At 72.3% G+C, this 18681-nt stretch carries 22 protein-coding genes; 9 read left to right on the top strand and 13 right to left on the bottom strand.

Going from position 1 to position 18681, the window contains the following annotated elements; genetic code table 11:
- Positions 1–76 precede the first annotated feature (76 nt).
- Entirely contained in the window at positions 77–871 is a 795-nt protein-coding gene (locus IF29_RS0110535; RefSeq protein ID WP_030252678.1) for a class I SAM-dependent methyltransferase, read from the bottom strand.
- 71 nt (positions 872–942) lie between these two features.
- Positions 943–2394 carry an MFS transporter gene (locus IF29_RS0110530; protein ID WP_030252676.1) on the bottom strand — a complete coding sequence of 484 codons (1452 nt, stop codon included), beginning with the start codon at positions 2392–2394 and terminating at the stop codon, positions 943–945.
- 233 nt (positions 2395–2627) lie between these two features.
- Here IF29_RS0110530 and IF29_RS0110525 point away from each other — a divergent pair, with 233 nt between their 5' ends.
- Entirely contained in the window at positions 2628–3563 is a 936-nt protein-coding gene (locus IF29_RS0110525; protein WP_051725149.1) for a helix-turn-helix transcriptional regulator, read from the top strand.
- A 25-nt stretch (positions 3564–3588) separates the two neighbouring features.
- Here IF29_RS0110525 and IF29_RS0110520 read toward each other — a convergent pair whose 3' ends face one another.
- A complete protein-coding gene (locus tag IF29_RS0110520) occupies positions 3589–4827 on the bottom strand; it encodes an RNA polymerase sigma factor (protein ID WP_030252672.1) in 1239 nt (412 codons plus the stop codon).
- Positions 4827–5183 carry a YciI family protein gene (locus tag IF29_RS0110515; protein WP_030252670.1) on the bottom strand — a complete coding sequence of 119 codons (357 nt, stop codon included), beginning with the start codon at positions 5181–5183 and terminating at the stop codon, positions 4827–4829. The genes IF29_RS0110520 and IF29_RS0110515 overlap by 1 nt, the downstream gene beginning before the upstream one ends.
- A gap of 152 nt (positions 5184–5335) precedes the next feature.
- Here IF29_RS0110515 and IF29_RS0110510 point away from each other — a divergent pair, with 152 nt between their 5' ends.
- Positions 5336–6199, top strand: a complete 864-nt coding sequence (locus IF29_RS0110510) for an alpha/beta fold hydrolase (protein ID WP_030252668.1) — start codon at positions 5336–5338, stop codon at positions 6197–6199.
- 15 nt (positions 6200–6214) lie between these two features.
- Here IF29_RS0110510 and IF29_RS0110505 read toward each other — a convergent pair whose 3' ends face one another.
- From IF29_RS0110505 to IF29_RS0110485, 5 genes are all read right to left on the bottom strand, one after another.
- Positions 6215–7114, bottom strand: a complete 900-nt coding sequence (locus IF29_RS0110505) for an NADP-dependent oxidoreductase (protein WP_030252666.1) — start codon at positions 7112–7114, stop codon at positions 6215–6217.
- A 96-nt stretch (positions 7115–7210) separates the two neighbouring features.
- Complete coding sequence (locus IF29_RS0110500; RefSeq protein ID WP_051725148.1) at positions 7211–7540, bottom strand: STAS domain-containing protein; 330 nt, start codon at positions 7538–7540, stop codon at positions 7211–7213.
- A gap of 201 nt (positions 7541–7741) precedes the next feature.
- Positions 7742–8323: a GNAT family N-acetyltransferase gene (locus IF29_RS0110495; protein WP_084713887.1), complete on the bottom strand. Its 582-nt coding sequence runs from the start codon at positions 8321–8323 to the stop codon at positions 7742–7744.
- 119 nt (positions 8324–8442) lie between these two features.
- Positions 8443–8871 carry an SRPBCC family protein gene (locus IF29_RS0110490; RefSeq protein ID WP_051725147.1) on the bottom strand — a complete coding sequence of 143 codons (429 nt, stop codon included), beginning with the start codon at positions 8869–8871 and terminating at the stop codon, positions 8443–8445.
- A complete protein-coding gene (locus IF29_RS0110485; protein ID WP_030252659.1) occupies positions 8868–9215 on the bottom strand; it encodes an ArsR/SmtB family transcription factor in 348 nt (115 codons plus the stop codon). Before IF29_RS0110485 ends, IF29_RS0110490 begins: the two co-directional genes overlap by 4 nt.
- A gap of 124 nt (positions 9216–9339) precedes the next feature.
- Here IF29_RS0110485 and IF29_RS0110480 point away from each other — a divergent pair, with 124 nt between their 5' ends.
- The gene (locus tag IF29_RS0110480; RefSeq protein ID WP_030252658.1) at positions 9340–10107 is read left to right on the top strand and encodes an SDR family oxidoreductase; all 768 of its coding nucleotides are present in this window, start codon (positions 9340–9342) and stop codon (positions 10105–10107) included.
- Between the two features lie 80 nt (positions 10108–10187).
- On the opposite strand, the gene IF29_RS0110475 is transcribed toward IF29_RS0110480, so the two are convergent.
- Positions 10188–10943, bottom strand: coding sequence for an SDR family NAD(P)-dependent oxidoreductase (locus IF29_RS0110475; protein WP_030252656.1), 756 nt, complete (start codon positions 10941–10943; stop codon positions 10188–10190).
- Between the two features lie 183 nt (positions 10944–11126).
- Here IF29_RS0110475 and IF29_RS0110470 point away from each other — a divergent pair, with 183 nt between their 5' ends.
- The 5 genes from IF29_RS0110470 to IF29_RS0110450 all read left to right on the top strand — a co-directional run bounded on the left by IF29_RS0110470 (position 11127) and on the right by IF29_RS0110450 (position 15878).
- Positions 11127–12131 carry an RNA polymerase subunit sigma-70 gene (locus tag IF29_RS0110470; protein WP_030252654.1) on the top strand — a complete coding sequence of 335 codons (1005 nt, stop codon included), beginning with the start codon at positions 11127–11129 and terminating at the stop codon, positions 12129–12131.
- 80 nt (positions 12132–12211) lie between these two features.
- A complete protein-coding gene (locus tag IF29_RS0110465; RefSeq protein ID WP_030252653.1) occupies positions 12212–13168 on the top strand; it encodes a GlxA family transcriptional regulator in 957 nt (318 codons plus the stop codon).
- Positions 13169–13285: 117 nt separating this feature from the next.
- On the top strand, positions 13286–14284 hold the full coding sequence (gap, locus tag IF29_RS0110460; protein WP_030252651.1) for a type I glyceraldehyde-3-phosphate dehydrogenase: 999 nt from the start codon (positions 13286–13288) through the stop codon (positions 14282–14284).
- A 137-nt stretch (positions 14285–14421) separates the two neighbouring features.
- Complete coding sequence (locus IF29_RS0110455) at positions 14422–14871, top strand: MerR family transcriptional regulator (RefSeq protein ID WP_030252650.1); 450 nt, start codon at positions 14422–14424, stop codon at positions 14869–14871.
- Complete coding sequence (locus IF29_RS0110450) at positions 14871–15878, top strand: NAD-dependent epimerase/dehydratase family protein (RefSeq protein WP_030252648.1); 1008 nt, start codon at positions 14871–14873, stop codon at positions 15876–15878. The genes IF29_RS0110455 and IF29_RS0110450 overlap by 1 nt, the downstream gene beginning before the upstream one ends.
- On the opposite strand, the gene IF29_RS0110445 is transcribed toward IF29_RS0110450, so the two are convergent.
- A complete protein-coding gene (locus IF29_RS0110445) occupies positions 15872–17212 on the bottom strand; it encodes an MFS transporter (RefSeq protein WP_198037379.1) in 1341 nt (446 codons plus the stop codon). The two genes, IF29_RS0110450 and IF29_RS0110445, sit on opposite strands and share 7 nt — an antisense overlap.
- Positions 17213–17284: 72 nt before the next feature.
- On the opposite strand from IF29_RS0110445, the gene IF29_RS0110440 reads away from it, so the two are divergent.
- A complete protein-coding gene (locus IF29_RS0110440; RefSeq protein WP_030252644.1) occupies positions 17285–17782 on the top strand; it encodes an ArsR/SmtB family transcription factor in 498 nt (165 codons plus the stop codon).
- A 21-nt stretch (positions 17783–17803) separates the two neighbouring features.
- On the opposite strand, the gene IF29_RS0110435 is transcribed toward IF29_RS0110440, so the two are convergent.
- Both IF29_RS0110435 and infA read right to left on the bottom strand, forming a co-directional pair.
- The gene (locus IF29_RS0110435; protein ID WP_030252643.1) at positions 17804–18328 is read right to left on the bottom strand and encodes a P-loop nucleotide/nucleoside kinase family protein; all 525 of its coding nucleotides are present in this window, start codon (positions 18326–18328) and stop codon (positions 17804–17806) included.
- 109 nt (positions 18329–18437) lie between these two features.
- Complete coding sequence (infA, locus tag IF29_RS0110430) at positions 18438–18662, bottom strand: translation initiation factor IF-1 (protein ID WP_030252641.1); 225 nt, start codon at positions 18660–18662, stop codon at positions 18438–18440.
- Positions 18663–18681: the final 19 nt, after the last annotated feature.

The following is an 18681-nucleotide window of genomic DNA, read 5'->3' as shown; positions in this document are numbered from 1 at the left end:
CCGGGGGCGGGATCGGACCCCGCCTGCGGACACGATTTGCCGGAGCGGCAGTGCGCCTGCCGCCACCGCGGTCCGCTCAGCCCGGACCCTTGCGCCCCACGAGGTGGAAGACGCGACTCAGCTGGCGGTAGGGGTCCCGTCGGGCGGCCTCGAGCTCGACCGCGGCCGTGGCGGCCACCCGCTCCGCATCGCTGACGTCCAGCACGGCTCCGCCGAACTCCAGCCAGTCGACGAACAGCCAGACCCCGTACCAGTGGAGCGGTTCCACGCCCCGACTCAGCAGGAGTTCGCTGATCTCCTCCACCGTGTCGGCTCGGCCCGACACGCCGAGCACCCCGATCTCGGTCCTGGCGTCGAACGCCGCCAGGGCGTCCTCCCACCGCTGTTCCATCGCCGGGCGCACCGCCGCCGCCTTGGCATTGCCCGTCATGATCGAGACCAGGCCGCCGTCGGCCGCGCAGCGGCACAGCTGGTCGACCATGGGTTCCGGTCGGTCGAGGTACCCGAGCACGCCATGGCACAACACGGCGTCAAACTGCCGACCGTGCAGCGCTTCGGCGGCGTTCTCGCCGTCGCCCTGCAGCAGCGTCACTCGCCCCCGGGCCTCGTCGGGCAGTCGCTGGAGCCGCTGTCGGGCCTTGTCCAGCATCGCCGGCGACGGGTCGAGCAGGGTCACCTGATAGCCGGCCTGGGCCAGCGGGAACGACTGGTGCCCCGCCCCGCCACCGACGTCCAGCACGGTCGCCGGAGGCGGCGGCAGGTGCTCCAGCAACTGCTGGTGCATCACATAGGTGCGCACCCGCCCCTTCACCGAGGCATACGCCTCATCTACAAACAGGTCAGCCAGCCCGGCCCAGGTGTCATCGCCCACCCCACCACGATAGGCGGTGGCTGCCGGGTTCCCGATCACCCGCACCGTCGTGCCCGACGGCTGAGCGGGCGTCAGGGCGCCGGCGTCGCTGCCGGCCGCGGCTTGCGGAGGAAGAGGAGTGCGATGGCGACGCCGGTCAGGACCAGTGCGGCGTTGGCGGTGACGGCGGTGGTGATGCCGTGCAGGACGTCCGGGGCGGCGGCAGAGGCCATCGACCCGGTGGCGATCGCGCTCATGACGGGGGTGCCCAGGGTGATGCCGATCTGCTGGGTCATGGTGGCCAGGCCGGTGGCGAGTCCCTGTTCGTGGTCGGGCAGCCCCGAGGTCGCGGTGATCATGAAGCCGACGATCACCAGCATGTTGCCCACGCCGCCGGTGAATGTGGTGACCAGCAGGAGGGCGAGGGAGCCGCCGGTCGAGGTGGTCAGGCCCAGCAAGGCGAAGGTGGAGGCGGCCTGCAGAAGGCCACCGCCGATCAGTGTGGCGCGGGTGCCGACCCTGCCGATGATCCTGGGCGCGAAGGATCCGCCGACGACGGTGCCCAGGCCCAGCACGCCGAAGGACAGTCCTGCGGCGAGCGGGGAGAACCCCAGCACCTTCTGCAGGTAGAGGGTCAGCAGGAAGACCAGGGAGGTCTCGGTGAGGAAGGCCAGCAGTCCGGTCGCGTTGCCCCAGGCAACGGTGGGCCGGTGCAGGACCGCGACGGGCATCAGCGGGGCCTGCTGACGACGCTCGACCGCGTGGAAGACCACCAGCAGCGCCAGACCGGCGGCCAGCGGGCCCAGGGTCAGGGCCGAGCCCCAGCCGTCCCGACCGGCCTGGGTGAAGCCGAACACCAGGGCCAGCAGCCCGAGCGTGACGCTGACCGCTCCGGCGGCGTCCGGACGCGGACGGCTGCTGGGCCGGGACTCCTTGATCACGGACGGTGCGACCAGCAGCACGCCCAGGGCGATGGGCACGTTGATGAAGAACGCCCAGCGCCAGGACAGCAGGTCGGTGAGGACACCGCCGAGGACGGCCCCGGTGGTGAACCCGGCCGACATCAGCGCCCCGTTCAGCCCCAGGGCCCGGTCGCGCGCCGGTCCTTCGGGGAACGAGGTGGTCAGCAGGGACAGGCCGGCCGGGGTGACCGCGGCGGTGGCCAGCCCCTGGAAGACGCGTGCGGTGATCAGCATGGCCGGGCTGGTGGACAGTCCGCCCGCCAGGGACGCCAGCCCCAGGACCGCGAGGCCCGCCAGGAACATGCGCCGACGGCCGAAGAGGTCGGCGAGCCGCCCGAAGAGCAGGGTGAAGCCTGCAGCGCACAGCGCGAACGCGGTGGCGACCCACTGCAGGTCGTCCAGGGCGATGCCCAGGCTCCGGCCGACCTGCGGCAGAGCCACGTTGAGGATCGAGAAGTCCACGGCCAGCATGAACTGGGCCACCAGCAGCACGACCAGGACCAGCCGCAGCCTGGGCGTCAGTCCCGTCGACCCGGCACTCCGCACTTCCGGTCCCGGACCGGTCTTCTCCGTCAGCGACATCTTCGGTTCCTCTCCTGCGCAGGTGGTGGCGCTTGTGGAACCGATCGTGCTGGCGCCGGAGGGGGCTACCCAGCCCCCAGTTGTGACGGGCCACCGCGAGACCGTCCGTCGCCAGGGTGGTCATCACAGGACCAGGCTGGGCCGGGCGATGCGGGAACGTGCGCCCGTCCCCGCGGTGTTGTCCTGGTGTGCGGCCTACCTTTCCGACTCGGCCCGCAGAGTGGAGCTGAACGATGAGCCCAGGGTCCGCAGCCCCGCAGCCGGGGTCCCCGGGGGCCGTACGAGCCGAACTCGCAGCCTTCCTCAAGAGCCGCAGAGCCCGGCTCCGCCCCGAGGACGTCGACCTGCCCGTGTACGGGGGCAGGCGCAGGGTGGCCGGGCTGCGCCGGGAGGAGCTGGCGATGCTGGCCGGGGTGAGCGTCACCCACTACACGCGGCTCGAACAGGGTCGTGGTGACGGCGCCTCGGACTCCGTCCTGGACGCGATCGCCGGCGCCCTGCGGCTCAGCGACGACGAGCGGGCGCACCTGAAGGACCTGGCCAGGCCCGCGGGCGAAGTCCGTCGCTCGCCGCAGCGTGCGGGCGAGCGCCCGACGAGCTCGGTGCGCCATCTGCTGACCGCGATGTCCGAAGCGCCGGCGGTGGTCCTGAACCGGCGCAACGACGTCCTTGCCTGGAACCGGCTGGGCCATGCCCTGCTCGCCGGCCATCTGGACTTCGACGCCCCGGACCGGTCGGCGGACCGCCCCAACCTCACCGACATCCTGTTCCTGAGCCCTCAGGGCCGAGCGCTCTACCCCCGCTGGGACGAGGAGGCGCAACTCGCCGTCGCCTCGCTGCGGTTGGTGGCAGGACGGCATCCGCAGGACCGCCGGTTGGGTGAACTGGTGGGCCGGCTGGCGGTGCAGAGCCAGGACTTCGCCGCGCTCTGGGCGCACCACCCGGTCCGTACCTGCTCGGACGGCGTCAAGCAGCTGGACCACCCGACGGTGGGGACCATGGAGCTGTTCTTCCAGAGCATGTCGCTGACCGGAAGCGCCGACCAGCGCATGATCGCCTACAGCGCTGAGCCGGGCACTCCCTCCGAGGCGGCCCTGCGGCTGCTGGCCAGTCTCAGCAGGTCCGGCTCGACCACCGAAGCCGAAGCCGAAGCCGAGGCAGTGGACTGAAGGGAATGCACAAGGTGTCGCGTCGTCAGGTCGGAGTGAGCGCTCGGCGGCGGCGCTTGAGGAAGGTGCGCTCGGCGGTGTTCCCGGTGCGGGCGATGGCGCGGTCGTAGGCCTGCGCCGCCTCGGAGCTTCGGCCCAGTCGCCGGAGCAGGTCGGCGCGGACGGCGTGGAGCACGTGGTAGCCGTCCAGGCCGGGGGCGAGGTCGTCGACCAGGGCGAGCGCCTGCTGCGGCCCGTCCACCTCGGCGACCGCGACCGCTCGGTTCAGGGCCACGATCGGGCTCGGCGCGACCACCGTCAACTGGTCGTACAGCCGCAGGATCTGGCCCCAGTCGGTGGCGGCTGCGGACCGGGCGTCGCTGTGCACAGCGTTGATGGCCGCCTGGATCTGATAGGGACCCGGCCGGTTGCGGCGCAGGCACCGCCGGACGAGGGCCTGGCCCTCGGCGACGAGATCCTGGTCCCACAGCGTGCGGTCCTGGTCGCCGAGCGGTACCAGTTCGCCGTCCGGACCGGTGCGGGCGGCCGTGCGTGCGTGGGCGAGCAGCATGAGCGCCAACAGCCCCATGGCCTCGGGTTCGTCGGGCATCAGCTCGACCAGGAGCCGCCCCAGGCGGACCGCCTCCGCGACGAGGTCCTCGCGGAGCAGCTGCTCGCCCGAGCCCGCCGCGTAGCCCTCGTTGAAGATCAGGTAGATGACGGCGAGCACGGCGCCCAGGCGCCCGGGCAGGTCGGCCTCGAAGGGGATCCGGTAGGGGATCCCGGCATCGCGGATCTTGCCCTTGGCCCGGACCAGCCGCTGGGCCATGGTCGGCTCGGGCACCAGGAAGGCGCGTGCGATCTCCGCCGTGGTGAGGCCGCCCAGCAGACGAAGCGTCAGCGCGATCCGGGCCTCGGTGGCCAGCGAGGGATGGCAGCAGGTGAAGATCAGCCGTAGCCGGTCGTCGCGCACGGGACCCTCCTCGGCCGGTTCGTCACGGGCGTACAGCTGGGCAGCCTGCGCGTGCCGGTCCTGGCGGGAGGCTTCCCGGCGCAGGCGGTCGATCGCGCGGTTGCGTGCGGTGGTGATGATCCATCCGGCCGGGCTCGGCGGCACCCCCGTCGCCGCCCAGCGGTCCAGCGCCGTGGTGAAGGCGTCCTGGACCGCGTCCTCGGCGATGTCGATGTCGCCGAAGGCACGGACCAGGACGGCGATCGACCGGCCGTACTCGCGTCGGAAGACACCCTCGACGTCGGCGGCGGTCGGGCCCGGCAGGTCGGTCATCAGGCCGGCACGTCACCCATGAACGGCCGAACCTCGATCGGGAGCGTGGTCGCCCGGGCGGCCTTGCTGCCCCACTCCAGCGCGGCGTCCAGATCGGGCGCGGTGACGATGCACAGCCCGCCGAGGTACTCCTTGCCCTCGGCGAACGGGCCGTCGGTCATCAGCACGTCCCCGTCCTTCACCCGAACCATGGTGGCGGTGCTGGGGGCGTGCAGCCCGCCGGCGAACACCCACGCCCCGGCGGCCCGCAGTTCCTGGTGGAAGACCTCCAGATTCCGGTTGATCTCCGCGAGCACCTCGGGCGCCGGGCGCTCCTGTCCGGTCGGCTGCACGACGCTGAGCAGGTACTGCTTCATGATGTCCTCCTGGACCGTCCGGTCGGCGTCCGCCGACCTCTCACCCTCTATACGATCGGCCCCGGCCCGGATCGACAGACCCGCACCCGTCTTCCACACCTTCTCCCATCCGCCTCTTGCCGTCAGCCGCACGCCGAACCAGACTCAGCCGGATGGGTGGCGTGGACGAGACGGTGCTGACCGAGGACGGAGTCCGGCTCTGGGCGATCCGGAGCGGCGAGGGTGTTCCTGTGGTGTTCTGCCACGGCGGCCCCGGACTGTGGGACTTCCTGGGTGACCTGGCCGAGCTGCTGGCGGACCGGGCCGCCGTCCACCGCTGGGACCAGCGCGGGTGCGGGCGGTCGCAACGGTGCGGGCCGTACTCGGTCGCCCGGTCGGTGGCCGACCTGGAGGCCGTCCGGCGCCACTTCGGGCTGGACCGGATGGCGCTGCTGGGCCATTCCTACGGCAGCCACCTGGCCCTGCAGTACGCGCTGGACCATCCCGAGCGGGTGAGCAGCCTGGTCTACCTCTCCGGCACCGGAATCGACAGCCGCGACACCTGGCGGTCGACCTACCAGCAGAACCTGCGGGCCAACCTCGGGACGCACCTGGAGCGCTGGGAGGCGCTGGACGGCCGCGAGCGCACCGAGGCCGAGGGGCGGGAGTGGTGCGTACTGCAGTGCTCCGCGGACTACGCCGACCGGGAGCGGGCGCTGGAGCTGTCCGAGGCTGCGGCCACGCCCTGGTTCGGGGTGAACCTCGACTGCAACGCGACCGTCAACACCGACGTCAAGCGCACCCTGGGAAGGCCGGAACTGCGGGCCGCCTGCGAGAAGCTGGACCTGCCCGTGCTGATCGTGCACGGAGCCGAGGACATCCGACCCGACTGGGCCCTCGACTCGCTGGAGCAGGCACTTCCCCGGGTCTCGCGGACGCTGCTCGACGGTGCGGGGCACCTGCCCTGGGTGGAGCGGCCGGAGGCCTTCCGCTCCGTGGTCGGCGACTTCCTGGCCGGGCACGCGGCGGGCGCCTGAGCGGCTGATCGGGCGTCAGCCGACCACCAGCACGAGCTTCCCGCGTACCCGGCCGGCCTCACCGACGCGGTGCGCCTCGGCGACCTCGGCGAGCGGGAAGGTCTGCGCGACCGGGAGCGAGAAGCGTCCGGATTCGGTCAGCTCGCCGATCCCGGCGAGTGCGTGCAGCGCGCGGCCGGCGTCCCCGCGGCTGAACCGCACGCCGTACTTCTGCGCGCCTGCGAAGTCGGCGACCGTCAAGACCTGCTCCGGGCCGCCCGCGAGCTCGATGAGCTCGGGCAGGACGCCGCTTCCGGCGACGTCGAGCGCGAGGTCGACGCCCTCGGGTGCGAGCGCGCGAAGGCGCTCGGCCATGCCCTCGCCGTAGGCGACCGGTTCGGCGCCCAGCGAGCGCAGGTACGCGTGGTTGGCCGGACTGGCGGTGCCGATCACGCGCGCACCGCGGGCCACGGCGAGCTGGACCGCGGCGCTGCCGACGCTTCCGGAGGCGCCGTTGACGAGCAGTCGGCTGCCGTCGGCGACACCGAGCTGGTCCAGCGCGCGGGTGGCCGTCTCGACGGCGGCCGGCAGCGCGGCGGCGGGGAAGTCGAGCGACGGCGGGATCGGCGCGTAGTGGGACAGCACTGCCAGCTCGGCCTGGGCGGCGCCCTCGGTGGAGAAGCCGAACACGCGATCGCCGACGGTCACGTCCGTGACACCGGCGCCGAGCTCGTCGACGACGCCGGCCGCCTCGTAGCCCATGGTCTGCGGAAGCTCCTCGTCCATCAGGCCCTGGCGCTTCTTCCAGTCGCTCGCGTTGACGCCGGCCGCGCGCACCGCGATCCGGACCTGGCCGGGAGCCGGATGCGGATCGGGGAGATCCACGATCTCCAGGACCTCCGGGCCTCCGAACCGGCTGAAACGGGCTGCCTTCATCGTCTGCTCCGTCTGTTGCGTCTGCCAGGCCTGTTCAGCGGCGAACGCTGTTCGCTCGCCTCGCGCACACCGTACGCCACGGGTGGCGCTCTCCCGTCAGCGCGACTCGCCCCGCAGCAGCGTGGTCAGGCCGGTCACTTCGAGCAGGCGGGCCAGGTAGGCCGGGACGCGGACCAGGTGCAGCGGAACCTCGCGCTCCCGGGCGGCCAGGTGCGCTCTGAGGAGGCCGGAGATCCCGGCGGAGTCGCAGAACGTGGTGAGCGCGACGTCGACCTCGATGCGCTGCACGCCAGGGCTGGTCAGCACCTGCATGACGGCGAGGTGCAGTTCGGGGAGACCGTCCGCGTCGATCTCGCCGCGGAGCAGGATCTCGGCCTTGGAGTCGGCGGCCAGGAGCACGAGGGCCAGTCGGGGGGTAGTGGTCATGGATGTTTCGTACGGCCTCCAGGTCGCTGGCACCGGTGCTGGTGCGCCCGACGCAGCCGAGATTTTTGATGTGCACACATAAGGTAGTGGCACGATCCGGCCGGAACGTCGGCGGGTGCGACCGTACGGGCCGATCGTGTCATTGTCGTTATCAGCGGCTGTGGCCACCGTCTCAGCCGGACGGCGCGGTACCGCGCGGTCCTACCGCAGCCCTACGCAGTCCAGCGCCCAGAAGGCGTCGGCGTAGACGAGGGTGCCGGTCATCCAGGGCTGGTACGCCGTCAGCCGGGCGACCTGGAAGGCGGGGGCCGGGATCCGCAGCGACGGGGAGCGGAAGCCGATCCGGTCGGCGCGTTCGAACCCCCGGGCCGCGTAGTAGTCGGGCGAGCCTTCGAGGAAGACCAGCGGCGTCTGGCGGGCGTCGGCCGCCGCCAGCGCATGCCGGATGAGCCGGGTGCCGACGCCCCGGTTCTGGTACCGGGGGAGCACACCCAGCGGTGACAGCACCAGGACGTCCACGATGCGCTCCGGGGCGTCGAGCCGGCTGTGCGTCAGCATGGTGTGCCCGACCACCTCGGTGCCGTCCACGGCCACGAACGACATCGGCTCCAGCGGAGCGGGGGCGACGCGCAGCACGTCCACCAGGTCCGGTACCCGGCCGTCACCCGCGAAGGCTGACAGGTGCAGGGCGCGCACGGCCGCATGGTCGCTTTCGCGTTCCGGCCGGATCGGCAGTGCACCGTCGGCCCGGCCGGCGTCGGAGGTCCTGCCCGTGGTCGTCATGATGGCGAGAGTAGGGGGCCGGTCCGTCGCCCGCGATCGGATTTCCGCCCCGCTGCTCCGGCGGGGCGACGCGCGGTCACGGTTCGGCGCGGCCTCGGGCAGCTCCACCGCGACGGTGCTCAGCTCTGCGCGAGCAGGGCGGCGAGCCGGTCGCAGATGCTGGCCCAGGCGAGCCGGGCGCCGTCCTGGATCGGTTGGGTGGGGATGCGCTCGTGGAGGATGGTCATCTCGGTGGCGTCCCCGTCCGGGCGCAGGGTGACGGTGACCTGGGTGGTGTGGTTGGCGGTGGTGTCGGCGGCCCAGGTGAACACCAGCCGGTGCGGGGGATCGACCACCAGGTACTCGCCGGTGACCTCGTCGGCGCCACTGGCCAGGATCTTGACGATGCGGTAGCGCCCGCCGACCACGGGATCGCAGCTGGCCTCGGCGACGAAGCCCGGGTCGGGGCAGAGCCACTGCTGGAGCCGTTCGGCGTCGGTCCAGGCGTCGAAGACCTGCTCGGGGCTGGCCTTGAGGGTGCGGGTCACCCTGACCACCGATTCGTTCACGGCGTGGGCCCTTCGTGGAGGTGCTGTTCCAGGTGGTCGGCCAGGGCGTCGGCGCGCCGCTCCCAGAAGCCGGTGTAGTCGCTGATCCACTTCTCGGCCTCGGTCAGCGGCTGCGGGTCGGCGCTCAGGTAGTGGTCCCGGCCGCGGACCTCGCGCCGGACCAGGCCCGCGCGCTCCAGCACGACGATGTGCTTGGAGACGGCGGCCAGGGACATCGGCAGCGGTTCGGCGATCTCGGTGACCCGGGCCTCGGCGCTGCGCAGCCGTTGCAGGATCGCCCGGCGGGTGGGATCGGCCAGCGCCATGTAGGTCAGGTCCAGCGGGGTGGAGACACGTTCAACCATATTGCTGAATGTTAGCGCGGCGACTATGTTTAACCAACAGGTTGAATGTTTGATCCGTGCAGTTCCGTGCAGTTCCGTGCGGTACAGCACCTCCCTCCGCTCCCAAGGCAAGGAGACGGCACCCATGCGTCCCACCGAACCCACCCCGACGACAGGGCCGACCCGGACCGCGATCGTCACCGGCGCCGGCCGCGGCTTCGGCCGCGCCACCGCCATCGCACTGAGCCGGGCGGGCATGCAGGTCGTCGGGGTCGCCCGCGACCGCACCGACCTGGAGAAGGTCCACGCCGACCTCGGCGACTCCTTCGTCCCGTTCGTCGCCGACGCCACCGACCCGGCCGTCGCCGAACAACTGCTGACCCGGTACACCCCGCACCTCCTGGTGCTCAACGCCGGAGCCGTCCCGTACGCCCGCCCGGTCCAGGAGTACACCTGGGAGGACTTCAGCCTGCACTGGCAGGTCGACGTCCAGCACGTGTTCCACTGGACCCGGCTGGCGCTGACCGTGCCGCTGCCGCCGGGCAGCACGGTGCTCGCGGTCTCCAGCGGGGCGGCCCTGCGCGGGTCGCCGGTCAGCGGCGGCTACGCCGGGGCCAAGGCCACCGTCCGCTTCCTCGCCTCCTACGCGGCCGAGGAGTCCCAGCGGGCCGGCCTCGGGCTCCGGTTCCTGTCGGTACTGCCGCCGATGACCCCCGGCGCCCGGGTCGGTGACGCCGGAGTCGCCGGCTACGCGGCCCGGGCCGGCGTCACCGAGGCCGAGTTCGTCCAGCGGCTCGGCCCGGTGCCCACCCCGGACCAGATCGGCCGGACCATCGCGGACCTCGCCCTGGAACCCGACCTCACCCACGGCAGCTACCAGCTCACCGCATCGGGGTCGGTCGGCCTCGACTGACACGACGTCAGGGGCGCCACCGCAGCGGTGGCGCCCCTGACGTCGTCCCGCTGCCGTGCGGCAGGCAGCGATTGCGACGGTCAGCCCATCGCGGCGATCGCGGCGATCAGGGGAGCGTTGGCCCGCTCCAGGGTCTTGACGGCGTCCCCGTCCCAGCCCGCGGCCAGCACCGCTGACATCGGGTCAGGGAAGATCTCCTCCCGGCCCGCTGCGACCCCGTCCAGGATCGCCGCCGCGACCGCCGCCGGTGCGGCCTTGGGCACGTCCAGGTCGCGCGACATCTCGGTGTCGACCGGCCCGGTCAGCACCGCGTGCACCCGGACGCCCTCCGGAGCGAGCATCGCCCGCAGCGACTGCGTCATCGACAGCGCCGCAGCCTTCGAGGCGGAGTACGCCGGGATGAACGGCAGCGACGCCAGCGAGGCCAGCGAGAGCACATTGACCACCGCCCCGCCGGAACGGACCAGCGCGGGACGGAAGGCCTGGGTCAGTGCCAGCGGCCCGAACAGGTTGACGGCCAGGTGCTCCTCGACCACGCCCCGGTCCGTCAGGTCGTCGGAGCGGGCCAGGCCGGCGTTGTTGACCAGGACGTCCAGCGCGTCCACCCGCTCGGCGGCCTCCTGGATCTGTCCGGCGTCGGTGACGTCGAGCAGCAGCGGGACCACCCGGTCGTCGGGGTGGGCGAACGGCGTCCGGGACGCCGCGTAGACGCGCCGCGCGCCGCGCTGCAGCGCCTCGTCGAGCAGCGCGCGGCCGATGCCGCGGTTGGCGCCGGTGATCAGGATCGTGCGGTCGGTCAGGGTGGGCAGGGTGGTCAGGGTGGGCAGGGTCGACATGGGTCTCTCCACGGTCGAAGTCGAACGGTTGTCGATGGGGCAGACACACCCGGCCCCGGTTTCTGGTCACCCGGCGGCGACCAGTTCCGCGGACCGCCGGTGTCAGTACCGGAAGAGACCATGACGATGCACGACGACGGACGACCACGGACAGACGGGCGTCCACGGACAACGGAGGACCCCATGCCGGCCTCGACCGAACTGCTGGCGCGGGCGCGCACGGGCGACCGCGACGCGTTCGCCGAACTGGTGCGGCCGCACCGCCGTGAGCTGCACGTGCACTGCTACCGCATGCTCGGCTCGCTGCAGGACGCCGAGGACATGCTCCAGGAGACGCTGCTCGCCGCGTGGGTGGGCCTCGGCGGGTTCGAGGGGCGCTCCTCGGTACGGACCTGGCTGTACCGCATCGCCACCAACCGGTGCCTGAACGCGCTGCGCGCGACGGGCCGGCGGCGACCGGTCGCCGAACCGCTGCCCGTTCCGCCGCCGGAGCCCTCCGCTCTCGGCGAGGTGCTGTGGCTGCAGCCCTTTCCGGACCTGCTGCTGGACGACCTGCCCGACCACGACCCCGGTCCCGAGGCGCGCTACGAGTCGCGGGAGGCGATCTCGCTGGCCTTCGTGACAGCCGTTCAGCTGCTGCCGCCGAACCAGCGCGCCGCCCTGCTGCTGCGCGACGTGCTCGGCTACCGCGCCCGCGAGGCCGCCGACCTGCTCGGGGTCACCGAGGACACGGTGACCAGCGCCCTGAAGCGGGCCCGCGCCACCCTGGACCGCACCCACCGCACCGGACCGCCCGCACCGGAGCCCGGCAGCGCCGCCGAGCGCGAACTGCTGGACCGCTTCGTCGAGGCGTTCGTCGAACTCGACGTCGACGCCCTGGTCGCCATGATGACCGACGACGCCTGGGTGCGGATGCCGCCGCTGCCGTTCGAGTACCGCGGCACCGACGCGATCCGCCGCTTCTTCTCAGCGCTGGACGCGCACCGCCGCGGGATCGCGCGGATGCTTCCGGTACGGGCCAACCGGCAGCCCGGCTGGGGGGAGTACCGGCGCGACCGGACCACCGGCCGGCTGCACCTGACCGGCATCGAAACCGTCGCCCTGGCCGGCGACCGGATCCGGGAGATCACCCGTTTCGACACCGCCACCGCCCCGTACTTCGGGCTGCCCCGCAGCCTGGACGGTTGACCCGACGCCACCGCGCCGACGCCCACCGCGACCCAACTGGCCTGCGCTGATCCGGATCCGCTCGCGGTTAGTCTGTCCCCGTGTCCGCCACGCCCCTGCGCCGCGTCGCCGTCCTGGTCCTCGACGGTGCCAAGCCCCTCGACGTCGGCATCCCCGCGCAGGTCTTCTCGACCCGCGCGAGCATGCCCTACCAGGTGCGGGTCTGCGGCGCGGCGCCCGGGCTGGTGGCCGGTGGTGACGGACTGTCGTACCACGTCGCCCACGGGCTCGAAGCGCTCGCATGGGCGGAACTCGTCCTCGTGCCCGGCTACCGCTTCCCCGACCGGGACACCCCGCCACAGTCCGTCATGGACGCACTGGCGGCCGCCCACGACCGCGGAGCGCGGCTGGCCGCCATCTCGACGGGGGCCTTCGCGCTGGCCGCCGCCGGACTGCTGGACGGCAGGCGCGCCACCACGCACTGGCACTACACCCGGGCCCTGGCCGAGAAGTACCCGCGGGTCCTGGTCGACGAGAACGTGCTGTTCGTGGACGCGGGCAGCGTGCTGACCTCGGCCGGCGCCGCCTCGGGCATCGACCTGTGCCTGCACATCCTGCGCGGGGACCTCGGCGTGGCGGCCTCCAACCACACCGCCCGACGCCTGGTCGCGGCCCCCTACCGCAGCGGCGGCCAGGCGCAGTACGTGCCGCGCAGCGTGCCCGAGCCGCTGGGGGAGCGGTTCGCCGTCACCCGGGAGTGGGCGCTGCACCGCCTGGGCGAACCGCTGACCCTGGAGATACTCGCCCGGCACGCGGCGGTGTCACCGCGGACCTTCTCCCGCCGCTTCGTCGAGGACACCGGCTACACCCCGATGCAGTGGGTGATGCGGGCCCGCCTCGACGTGGCGCGGGAACTGCTGGAGCGCTCCGAGCGCGGCGTCGAGCAGATCGCCGTCGACGTCGGCCTGGGCACCGGCACCAATCTGCGGCTGCACTTCCAGCGGATCCTGGGCACCACGCCGAGCGAGTACCGGCGCACCTTCGCCCGCGGCGAGTAGCCCTCCGGCGCAGCTTCGACGCCTTGGCGAGATCCTTTCGAACCATGGCACTCACGCCCCTGCCATCGGCCGGCGGCGCAGGCGAACCTGGTGGTGACTGGAAGGGACACACCACTCATGACTCGTATCGCCGTCAACGGATTCGGCCGCATCGGACGCAACGTCCTGCGTGCCCTGCTGGAACGCGACAGCAAGCTGGAGGTCGTGGCCGTCAACGACCTCACCGAGCCCGCCACCCTGGCGCGGCTGCTCGCCTACGACACCACCGCCGGCCGGCTCGGACGCCCGGTCACGGTGGACGGGGACACCCTGGTCGTCGACGGCCACCGGATCAAGGTGCTCGCCGAGCGCGAGCCGGCGCAGCTGCCCTGGGCCGAGCTCGGCGTCGACCTCGTGCTGGAGGCCACCGGCCGCTTCACCTCGGCCGCCGCGGCCCGCGCCCACCTGGACGCGGGCGCCAGGAAGGTACTGGTCAGTGCCCCCTCGGACGGCGCGGACGTCACCCTGGCCCTCGGCGTGAACACCGACGCCTACGACCCGGCCCGGCACACGATCGTCTCCAACGCCTCCTGCACGACCAACGCGCTCGCGCCGCTGGCCGCGGTGCTCGACGAGCTCGCCGGTATCGAGCACGGCTTCATGACCACCGTGCACGCCTACACCCAGGAGCAGAACCTGCAGGACGGACCGCACCGCGACGCCCGCCGGGCCCGTGCCGCCGCCGTCAACATCGTGCCCACCACGACCGGCGCGGCCAAGGCGATCGGGCTGGTGCTGCCGCAGCTGGAGGGCAAGCTGTCCGGCGACTCGATCCGGGTGCCGGTCCCGGTCGGCTCCATCGTCGAGCTCAACACCACCGTCGCCCGCGACGTGACCCGCGAGGACGTGCTGGCGGCCTACCGCACGGCCGCCGAGGGACCGCTGGCCGGCGTCCTGGAGTACTCCGAGGACCCGCTGGTCTCCTCCGACATCACCGGCAACCCGGCCTCGTCGATCTTCGACTCCGCGCTCACCCGCGTCGACGGCCGCCACATCAAGGTGGTCGCCTGGTACGACAACGAGTGGGGCTTCTCCAACCGCGTCGTCGAGATCCTGGAGCTCCTGGCCGCCGGCTGAAGGGCTGACCGGCTGACCGGCTGAACGGATCACCGCGAACGCATCCGGCCCCGGGGCGCCCGCCGCCCCATCCGGCGACGAAACCCGAGGTCGGACGCGTTTGCCTTCAAGCGCTTGAGGTATGTGACGCTGACTGCATGCCGACCTTCACCATTCAGGATGTGTCACGGCGCAGCGGGCTGAGCGAGCCCACGCTGCGGTACTACGAGGACGTCGGGTTGATCGGTCCGATCGATCGCGACGAGAGGAGCGGGCACCGCCGCTACGGCGAAGCGGACCTGCACACGCTGGAGGCACTGGCCTGCCTGCGCGCGGTGGGCTTGAGTATCGAGGAGATGCGCACCTACCAGGCCAACCTCGCCCACCGGCAGACGGCGGCGGGCGAGCAGCGCGACCTGCTGCTGCGCCACGCGGAGCGCATCGAGGCCGAGATCGTCGCCCAGCACGCGCGACTCGGCTACCTGCGTGCGAAGGCGGAGCTGTGGGACGCCCGTGATCGCGGCGACGCCGAGGCGGAGGCCGCAGCGATGCGATGTGCCATGGACGCTGCCGGAAGTCTGGCCGTCGGAAGTCTGGGGGCGCTGTGATGAGCCCGGTTCTGGTTACCGGAGGATCCGGATACCTGGCGACGCACCTGATCGCCGCACTGCTGCGATCCGGGAAGCCGGTGCGCACCACGGTGCGCTCCACGGCCCGCGAGTCCGAGCTGCGCGCCGCGGTGCGCCGCGGCGGAGCCGACGACGCCGGTCTGGAGATCGTCGCTGCGGACCTGATGTCCGATCAGGGATGGCCTGCCGCGGTGGCGGGCTGCGAGGAGGTGCACCATGTCGCCTCGCCCATCCCGGTCGCCCAGCCGAAGGACCCCGACGAGCTGATCGTGCCCGCCCGCGAGGGCGCGCTGCGGGTGCTGCGTGCCGCCCGCGACGCGGGTGCCCGGCGCACCGTACTGACCTCGTCGTTCGCGGCGATCGGCTACACGCCCAAGCCGGGTGCCGAGTTCACCGAGGAGGACTGGACCGACCCCGACACGCCGGGGCTGGCGCCCTACCCGCGCTCCAAGGCGGTCGCCGAGCGCGCCGCGTGGGACCTGATGGGTCGTGAGGGCGGTGACACCGAACTGGTCGTCGTCAACCCGACGTTCATCCTCGGGCCCAGCCTCACCACCGACCTGCGCTCCTCGACCTACCTGGTCAAGGCGATGCTCGACGGGACGATGGAGGTCGCGCCGCGTTCCCCGCGCTTCGGTGTCGCCGACGTGCGCGACGTGGCGGATCTGCACATCCGTGCGATGGCCGCGCCGGAGGCGGCGGGGAAGCGCTATCTGGCCGTCTCGGACGGCCCGGCGATGAGCTTCCTCGAGGTGGCCGACGTCCTGCGGCGACGGCTGGGCCCGCTGGCCGCACGCGTGCCGACCGAGGAGGCCCCGGGGCAGGAGCCGCCGCGGCCGATCATCCACAACGACCGGGCCCGCAAAGAACTCGGCTGGCACCCGCGCCCGGCCGAGACCACGATCGTGGAGACCGCGGAGAGCCTGCGGGACCTGGGCCTGCTGGACACAGGTGGACCTTCGGCAGGGGAGGGCGCAGCTCACTGACGCTGGTCGGGAGGCGGCTGGTCGACGGCGGTGTCCGCTGGCGGGGGCGGGTAGGAGGGCAGTTCGCGGCTGCGGCGCAGGGGGGAGAAGAAGGGCGGAATGAAGGCCAGTGACTGGCCGACCGCTCCGGCCAGCAGGGTGGCGCGGACGCCGATGGTCGAGCCGAGCAGGCCGCCGAGCAGTGCCCCGAAGGGCATGGTGCCCCAGACCAGGAACCGCATGGTCGCGTTCATCCGACCCAGCAGCCCGGGCGGGCACAGTGCCTGACGGAAGCTGACCTGGGTGATGTTGTAGACCACGAAGCCCATCCACATCACCGTCTGCGCGAGGGCGAGCAGCCCGATGGTCCAGTCGCGCTGCACGAACGGCGTGACCAGTGCACAGGGGCCGGCGGCAGCGCTGGCGATCCAGATGGCCGGCCCCTGCCCCACCCTGGCCGCGAACCGTCCGGCGACCAGCGCGCCGATCAACCCGCCCACCGCCGCGGTCGAGGTGAGCAGGCCGATGACACCGGGCGAGAGCCGCAGCTGGCGGGCGAGCAGAACGTAGACGACTGCGGAGATCACCGAGCCGAACAGGTTGGCCGAGCTGGTGCACAGAGCGATGGCGCGGAGCATCCGGTTGCCGAGCACGAACCGCAGGCCTTCGTGGATCTCGCGCAGCAGGTTGGCGTCGGGGCGCCGTTCGGGGCGCGGTGGCCGGACCCCGATCCTGCTCACCCACGCGGCCGACCAGAGGAAACTGACCGCGTCGACCAGCACCGCGTAGGGCGCGGTGACCGCCTGGACCAGGGCGCCGCCCAGGCCCGGTCCGGCGATCTGGCTGACCGACTCGCTGGCCTGCAGCTTGGCATTGCCCTCGACCAACTGCTCACGGTCTATCAGCTGAGGCAGATAGGACTGGTAGGCCACGTCGAAGAAGACGGTGCTGACCCCGGTGGCGAGTGCGACCAGGTACAGCTGCTCCATCGTCAGTACCCCGAGGAGCCGGGCGATCGGGATCCAGGCCATCAGGGCGGCCCGGACCAGGTCGTTGACGATGAGTACGGACCGCAGGCGCATCCGCTCCACCCAGGCGCCGGCCGGCAGGCCCACGGCCACGAACGCGGCGGTCTCGCAGGCGGCCAGCACGCCGACCTGCCAGGTGGAGGCGTGCAACGCCAGGATGGCGACCAGCGGAAGGGCCAACTGGCTGACTGTCGTGCCGAACTGACTGGCCGTCTCGCCGATCCACAGTCGGCGGAAGTCCGAGTGGCGCCACAGCCCGCGGGACCGTCCGACGGGGGCGGCCGGTCGGTCGGGCGCGTTGCCGGATGTGGTTGCGGGAGCGGTCACGGGGACTACCGTGGAGGAGTGATTGGGGTTTGTCAATCACTGGCTCGGTCGACCCTTCAGTACGCTCTGACCATGACCGAACGCCGGCCGGCGACCGACGAGGAGGCGAGGGCGCTCGCCTCCTCCCTCCGCCTGCGCATCCTGCGGATCTGCCTCGGCGAGGCGCATACCAACCAGGAGATCGCTGCGATCCTGGACCGCGACCCCGCCAGCGTGCTGCACCACACCAGGACGCTGGTGCGCACCGGCTTCCTGCAGGCCGAGCAGGAGCGGCGCGGGGCGCGCGGGGCACGGGAGATCCCCTATCTGGCTACGCGGAAGTCCTGGCGGCTGGACACCGCCGCGCAGGACCGGTCGATGCTCGACGCCTTCCTGGAGGAACTGGCCCTGGCCCCCGCGGCCGAGGTGGACAGCACTCGCCTGGGCCTGCGTCTTCCGCCGGCCGAGATGGAGGACTTCCGGACCCGGCTCCGCAACCTGATCGAGGAGTTCGCCGCCCGCCCAGACGATCCGACCGCGCGGGCCTGGTCGCTCTTCGTGGTGCTGCACCCCGACCCGAACCGGCCCTGACCCTGGCCGGTCACGCCATCCTCAGCGCGGGAGCCGGCGGGCAGCGTCGGCGGAGAGTCGGTCGCGGATCTCCCGCAGGCAGTCCTCGACCGTGCGGTGCGCGGTGTCCACGGTGACGTGCTCCCGGTCCCAGGCGTCGTAGCGACGGTCGACGATCTCCTGCCAGGAGGGCAGCGGCAGTCCCGGGATGTCGACGGTGCGTCCGGCCGCGCGGCGGCGGTGCTCGGCCGGGTCCGAGCAGACGACCTCCACCTCGGCGAAGGGCACCTGGACTTCGGCGGCCAGGCCCTGCCAGCCGTCGCGGGTGACCGCGAGCGGGTTGACGCACTCGGCGACCACGGTGAGTCCCTGCCGCAGATGGTCGGCGGCGAGCGCGTGCGCGACGGTGTAGCCCACCGGGCCGAGCGGGTGCTCGGCCGTCCCCGAGCGCACGATGGCCTGTTCGATGGTGTCGATCCGAAGATGGACGGCCGTCAGGTCACGGGCGAGGAGCCGGGACAGGGTTGTCTTGCCGGTGGCCGGCAGGCCGCAGACGACGATCAGCATGCCGCCCATTGTGTACCCGGAGGGCCGGACCCCGTGCCGGTCGCAGCCACCGACCAGTGGCTGCGACCGGCTGCTGCCGACCGGCCCGCAGGCCGGTGGCCCGATGGCGTCAGTTGCGGTAGCGGAAGAGGATCCGGCCGCGGTTGAGGTCGTACGGGCTGAGCTCCACCAGGACCCGGTCGTACGGCAGGATCTTGATGTAGTTCTTCCGGATCTTCCCGCTGATGTGCGCGAGGACCTTGTGCCCGTTCTGCAGCTCCACCGTGAAGGTGGCGTTGCGCAGGCACTCGATGACGGTGCCCTCGACCTGGATGCCTTCTGCTGTCTTCGTCATCGCTCCACCTCGTTCGGTC

This window comes from Streptacidiphilus jeojiense, from assembly GCF_000719095.1.
GTDB classification, from domain to species: Bacteria; Actinomycetota; Actinomycetes; order Streptomycetales; family Streptomycetaceae; genus Streptacidiphilus; species Streptacidiphilus jeojiensis.
Note: the sequence above shows the minus strand (reverse complement) of the source record. Positions and strands in the feature narration are given on the sequence as shown.

What these genes read in the sequence shown, in the direction of transcription:
- IF29_RS0110510 (WP_030252668.1), top strand. Translation starts at nt 5,336, where the DNA reads ATGGGTGGCGTGGACGAGACGGTGCTGACCGAGGACGGAGTCCGGCTC.
- IF29_RS0110455 (WP_030252650.1), top strand. Translation starts at nt 14,422, where the DNA reads ATGCCGACCTTCACCATTCAGGATGTGTCACGGCGCAGCGGGCTGAGC.
- infA (WP_030252641.1), bottom strand. Translation starts at nt 18,662, where the DNA reads ATGACGAAGACAGCAGAAGGCATCCAGGTCGAGGGCACCGTCATCGAG.
- IF29_RS0110520 (WP_030252672.1), bottom strand. Translation starts at nt 4,827, where the DNA reads ATGACCGACCTGCCGGGCCCGACCGCCGCCGACGTCGAGGGTGTCTTC.
- IF29_RS0110440 (WP_030252644.1), top strand. Translation starts at nt 17,285, where the DNA reads ATGACCGAACGCCGGCCGGCGACCGACGAGGAGGCGAGGGCGCTCGCC.
- IF29_RS0110480 (WP_030252658.1), top strand. Translation starts at nt 9,340, where the DNA reads ATGCGTCCCACCGAACCCACCCCGACGACAGGGCCGACCCGGACCGCG.
- IF29_RS0110470 (WP_030252654.1), top strand. Translation starts at nt 11,127, where the DNA reads ATGCCGGCCTCGACCGAACTGCTGGCGCGGGCGCGCACGGGCGACCGC.
- IF29_RS0110485 (WP_030252659.1), bottom strand. Translation starts at nt 9,215, where the DNA reads ATGGTTGAACGTGTCTCCACCCCGCTGGACCTGACCTACATGGCGCTG.
- IF29_RS0110530 (WP_030252676.1), bottom strand. Translation starts at nt 2,394, where the DNA reads ATGTCGCTGACGGAGAAGACCGGTCCGGGACCGGAAGTGCGGAGTGCC.
- IF29_RS0110505 (WP_030252666.1), bottom strand. Translation starts at nt 7,114, where the DNA reads ATGAAGGCAGCCCGTTTCAGCCGGTTCGGAGGCCCGGAGGTCCTGGAG.
- IF29_RS0110500 (WP_051725148.1), bottom strand. Translation starts at nt 7,540, where the DNA reads ATGACCACTACCCCCCGACTGGCCCTCGTGCTCCTGGCCGCCGACTCC.
- IF29_RS0110450 (WP_030252648.1), top strand. Translation starts at nt 14,871, where the DNA reads ATGAGCCCGGTTCTGGTTACCGGAGGATCCGGATACCTGGCGACGCAC.
- IF29_RS0110515 (WP_030252670.1), bottom strand. Translation starts at nt 5,183, where the DNA reads ATGAAGCAGTACCTGCTCAGCGTCGTGCAGCCGACCGGACAGGAGCGC.
- gap (WP_030252651.1), top strand. Translation starts at nt 13,286, where the DNA reads ATGACTCGTATCGCCGTCAACGGATTCGGCCGCATCGGACGCAACGTC.
- IF29_RS0110525 (WP_051725149.1), top strand. Translation starts at nt 2,628, where the DNA reads ATGAGCCCAGGGTCCGCAGCCCCGCAGCCGGGGTCCCCGGGGGCCGTA.
- IF29_RS0110495 (WP_084713887.1), bottom strand. Translation starts at nt 8,323, where the DNA reads ATGACGACCACGGGCAGGACCTCCGACGCCGGCCGGGCCGACGGTGCA.
- IF29_RS0110435 (WP_030252643.1), bottom strand. Translation starts at nt 18,328, where the DNA reads ATGCTGATCGTCGTCTGCGGCCTGCCGGCCACCGGCAAGACAACCCTG.
- IF29_RS0110475 (WP_030252656.1), bottom strand. Translation starts at nt 10,943, where the DNA reads ATGTCGACCCTGCCCACCCTGACCACCCTGCCCACCCTGACCGACCGC.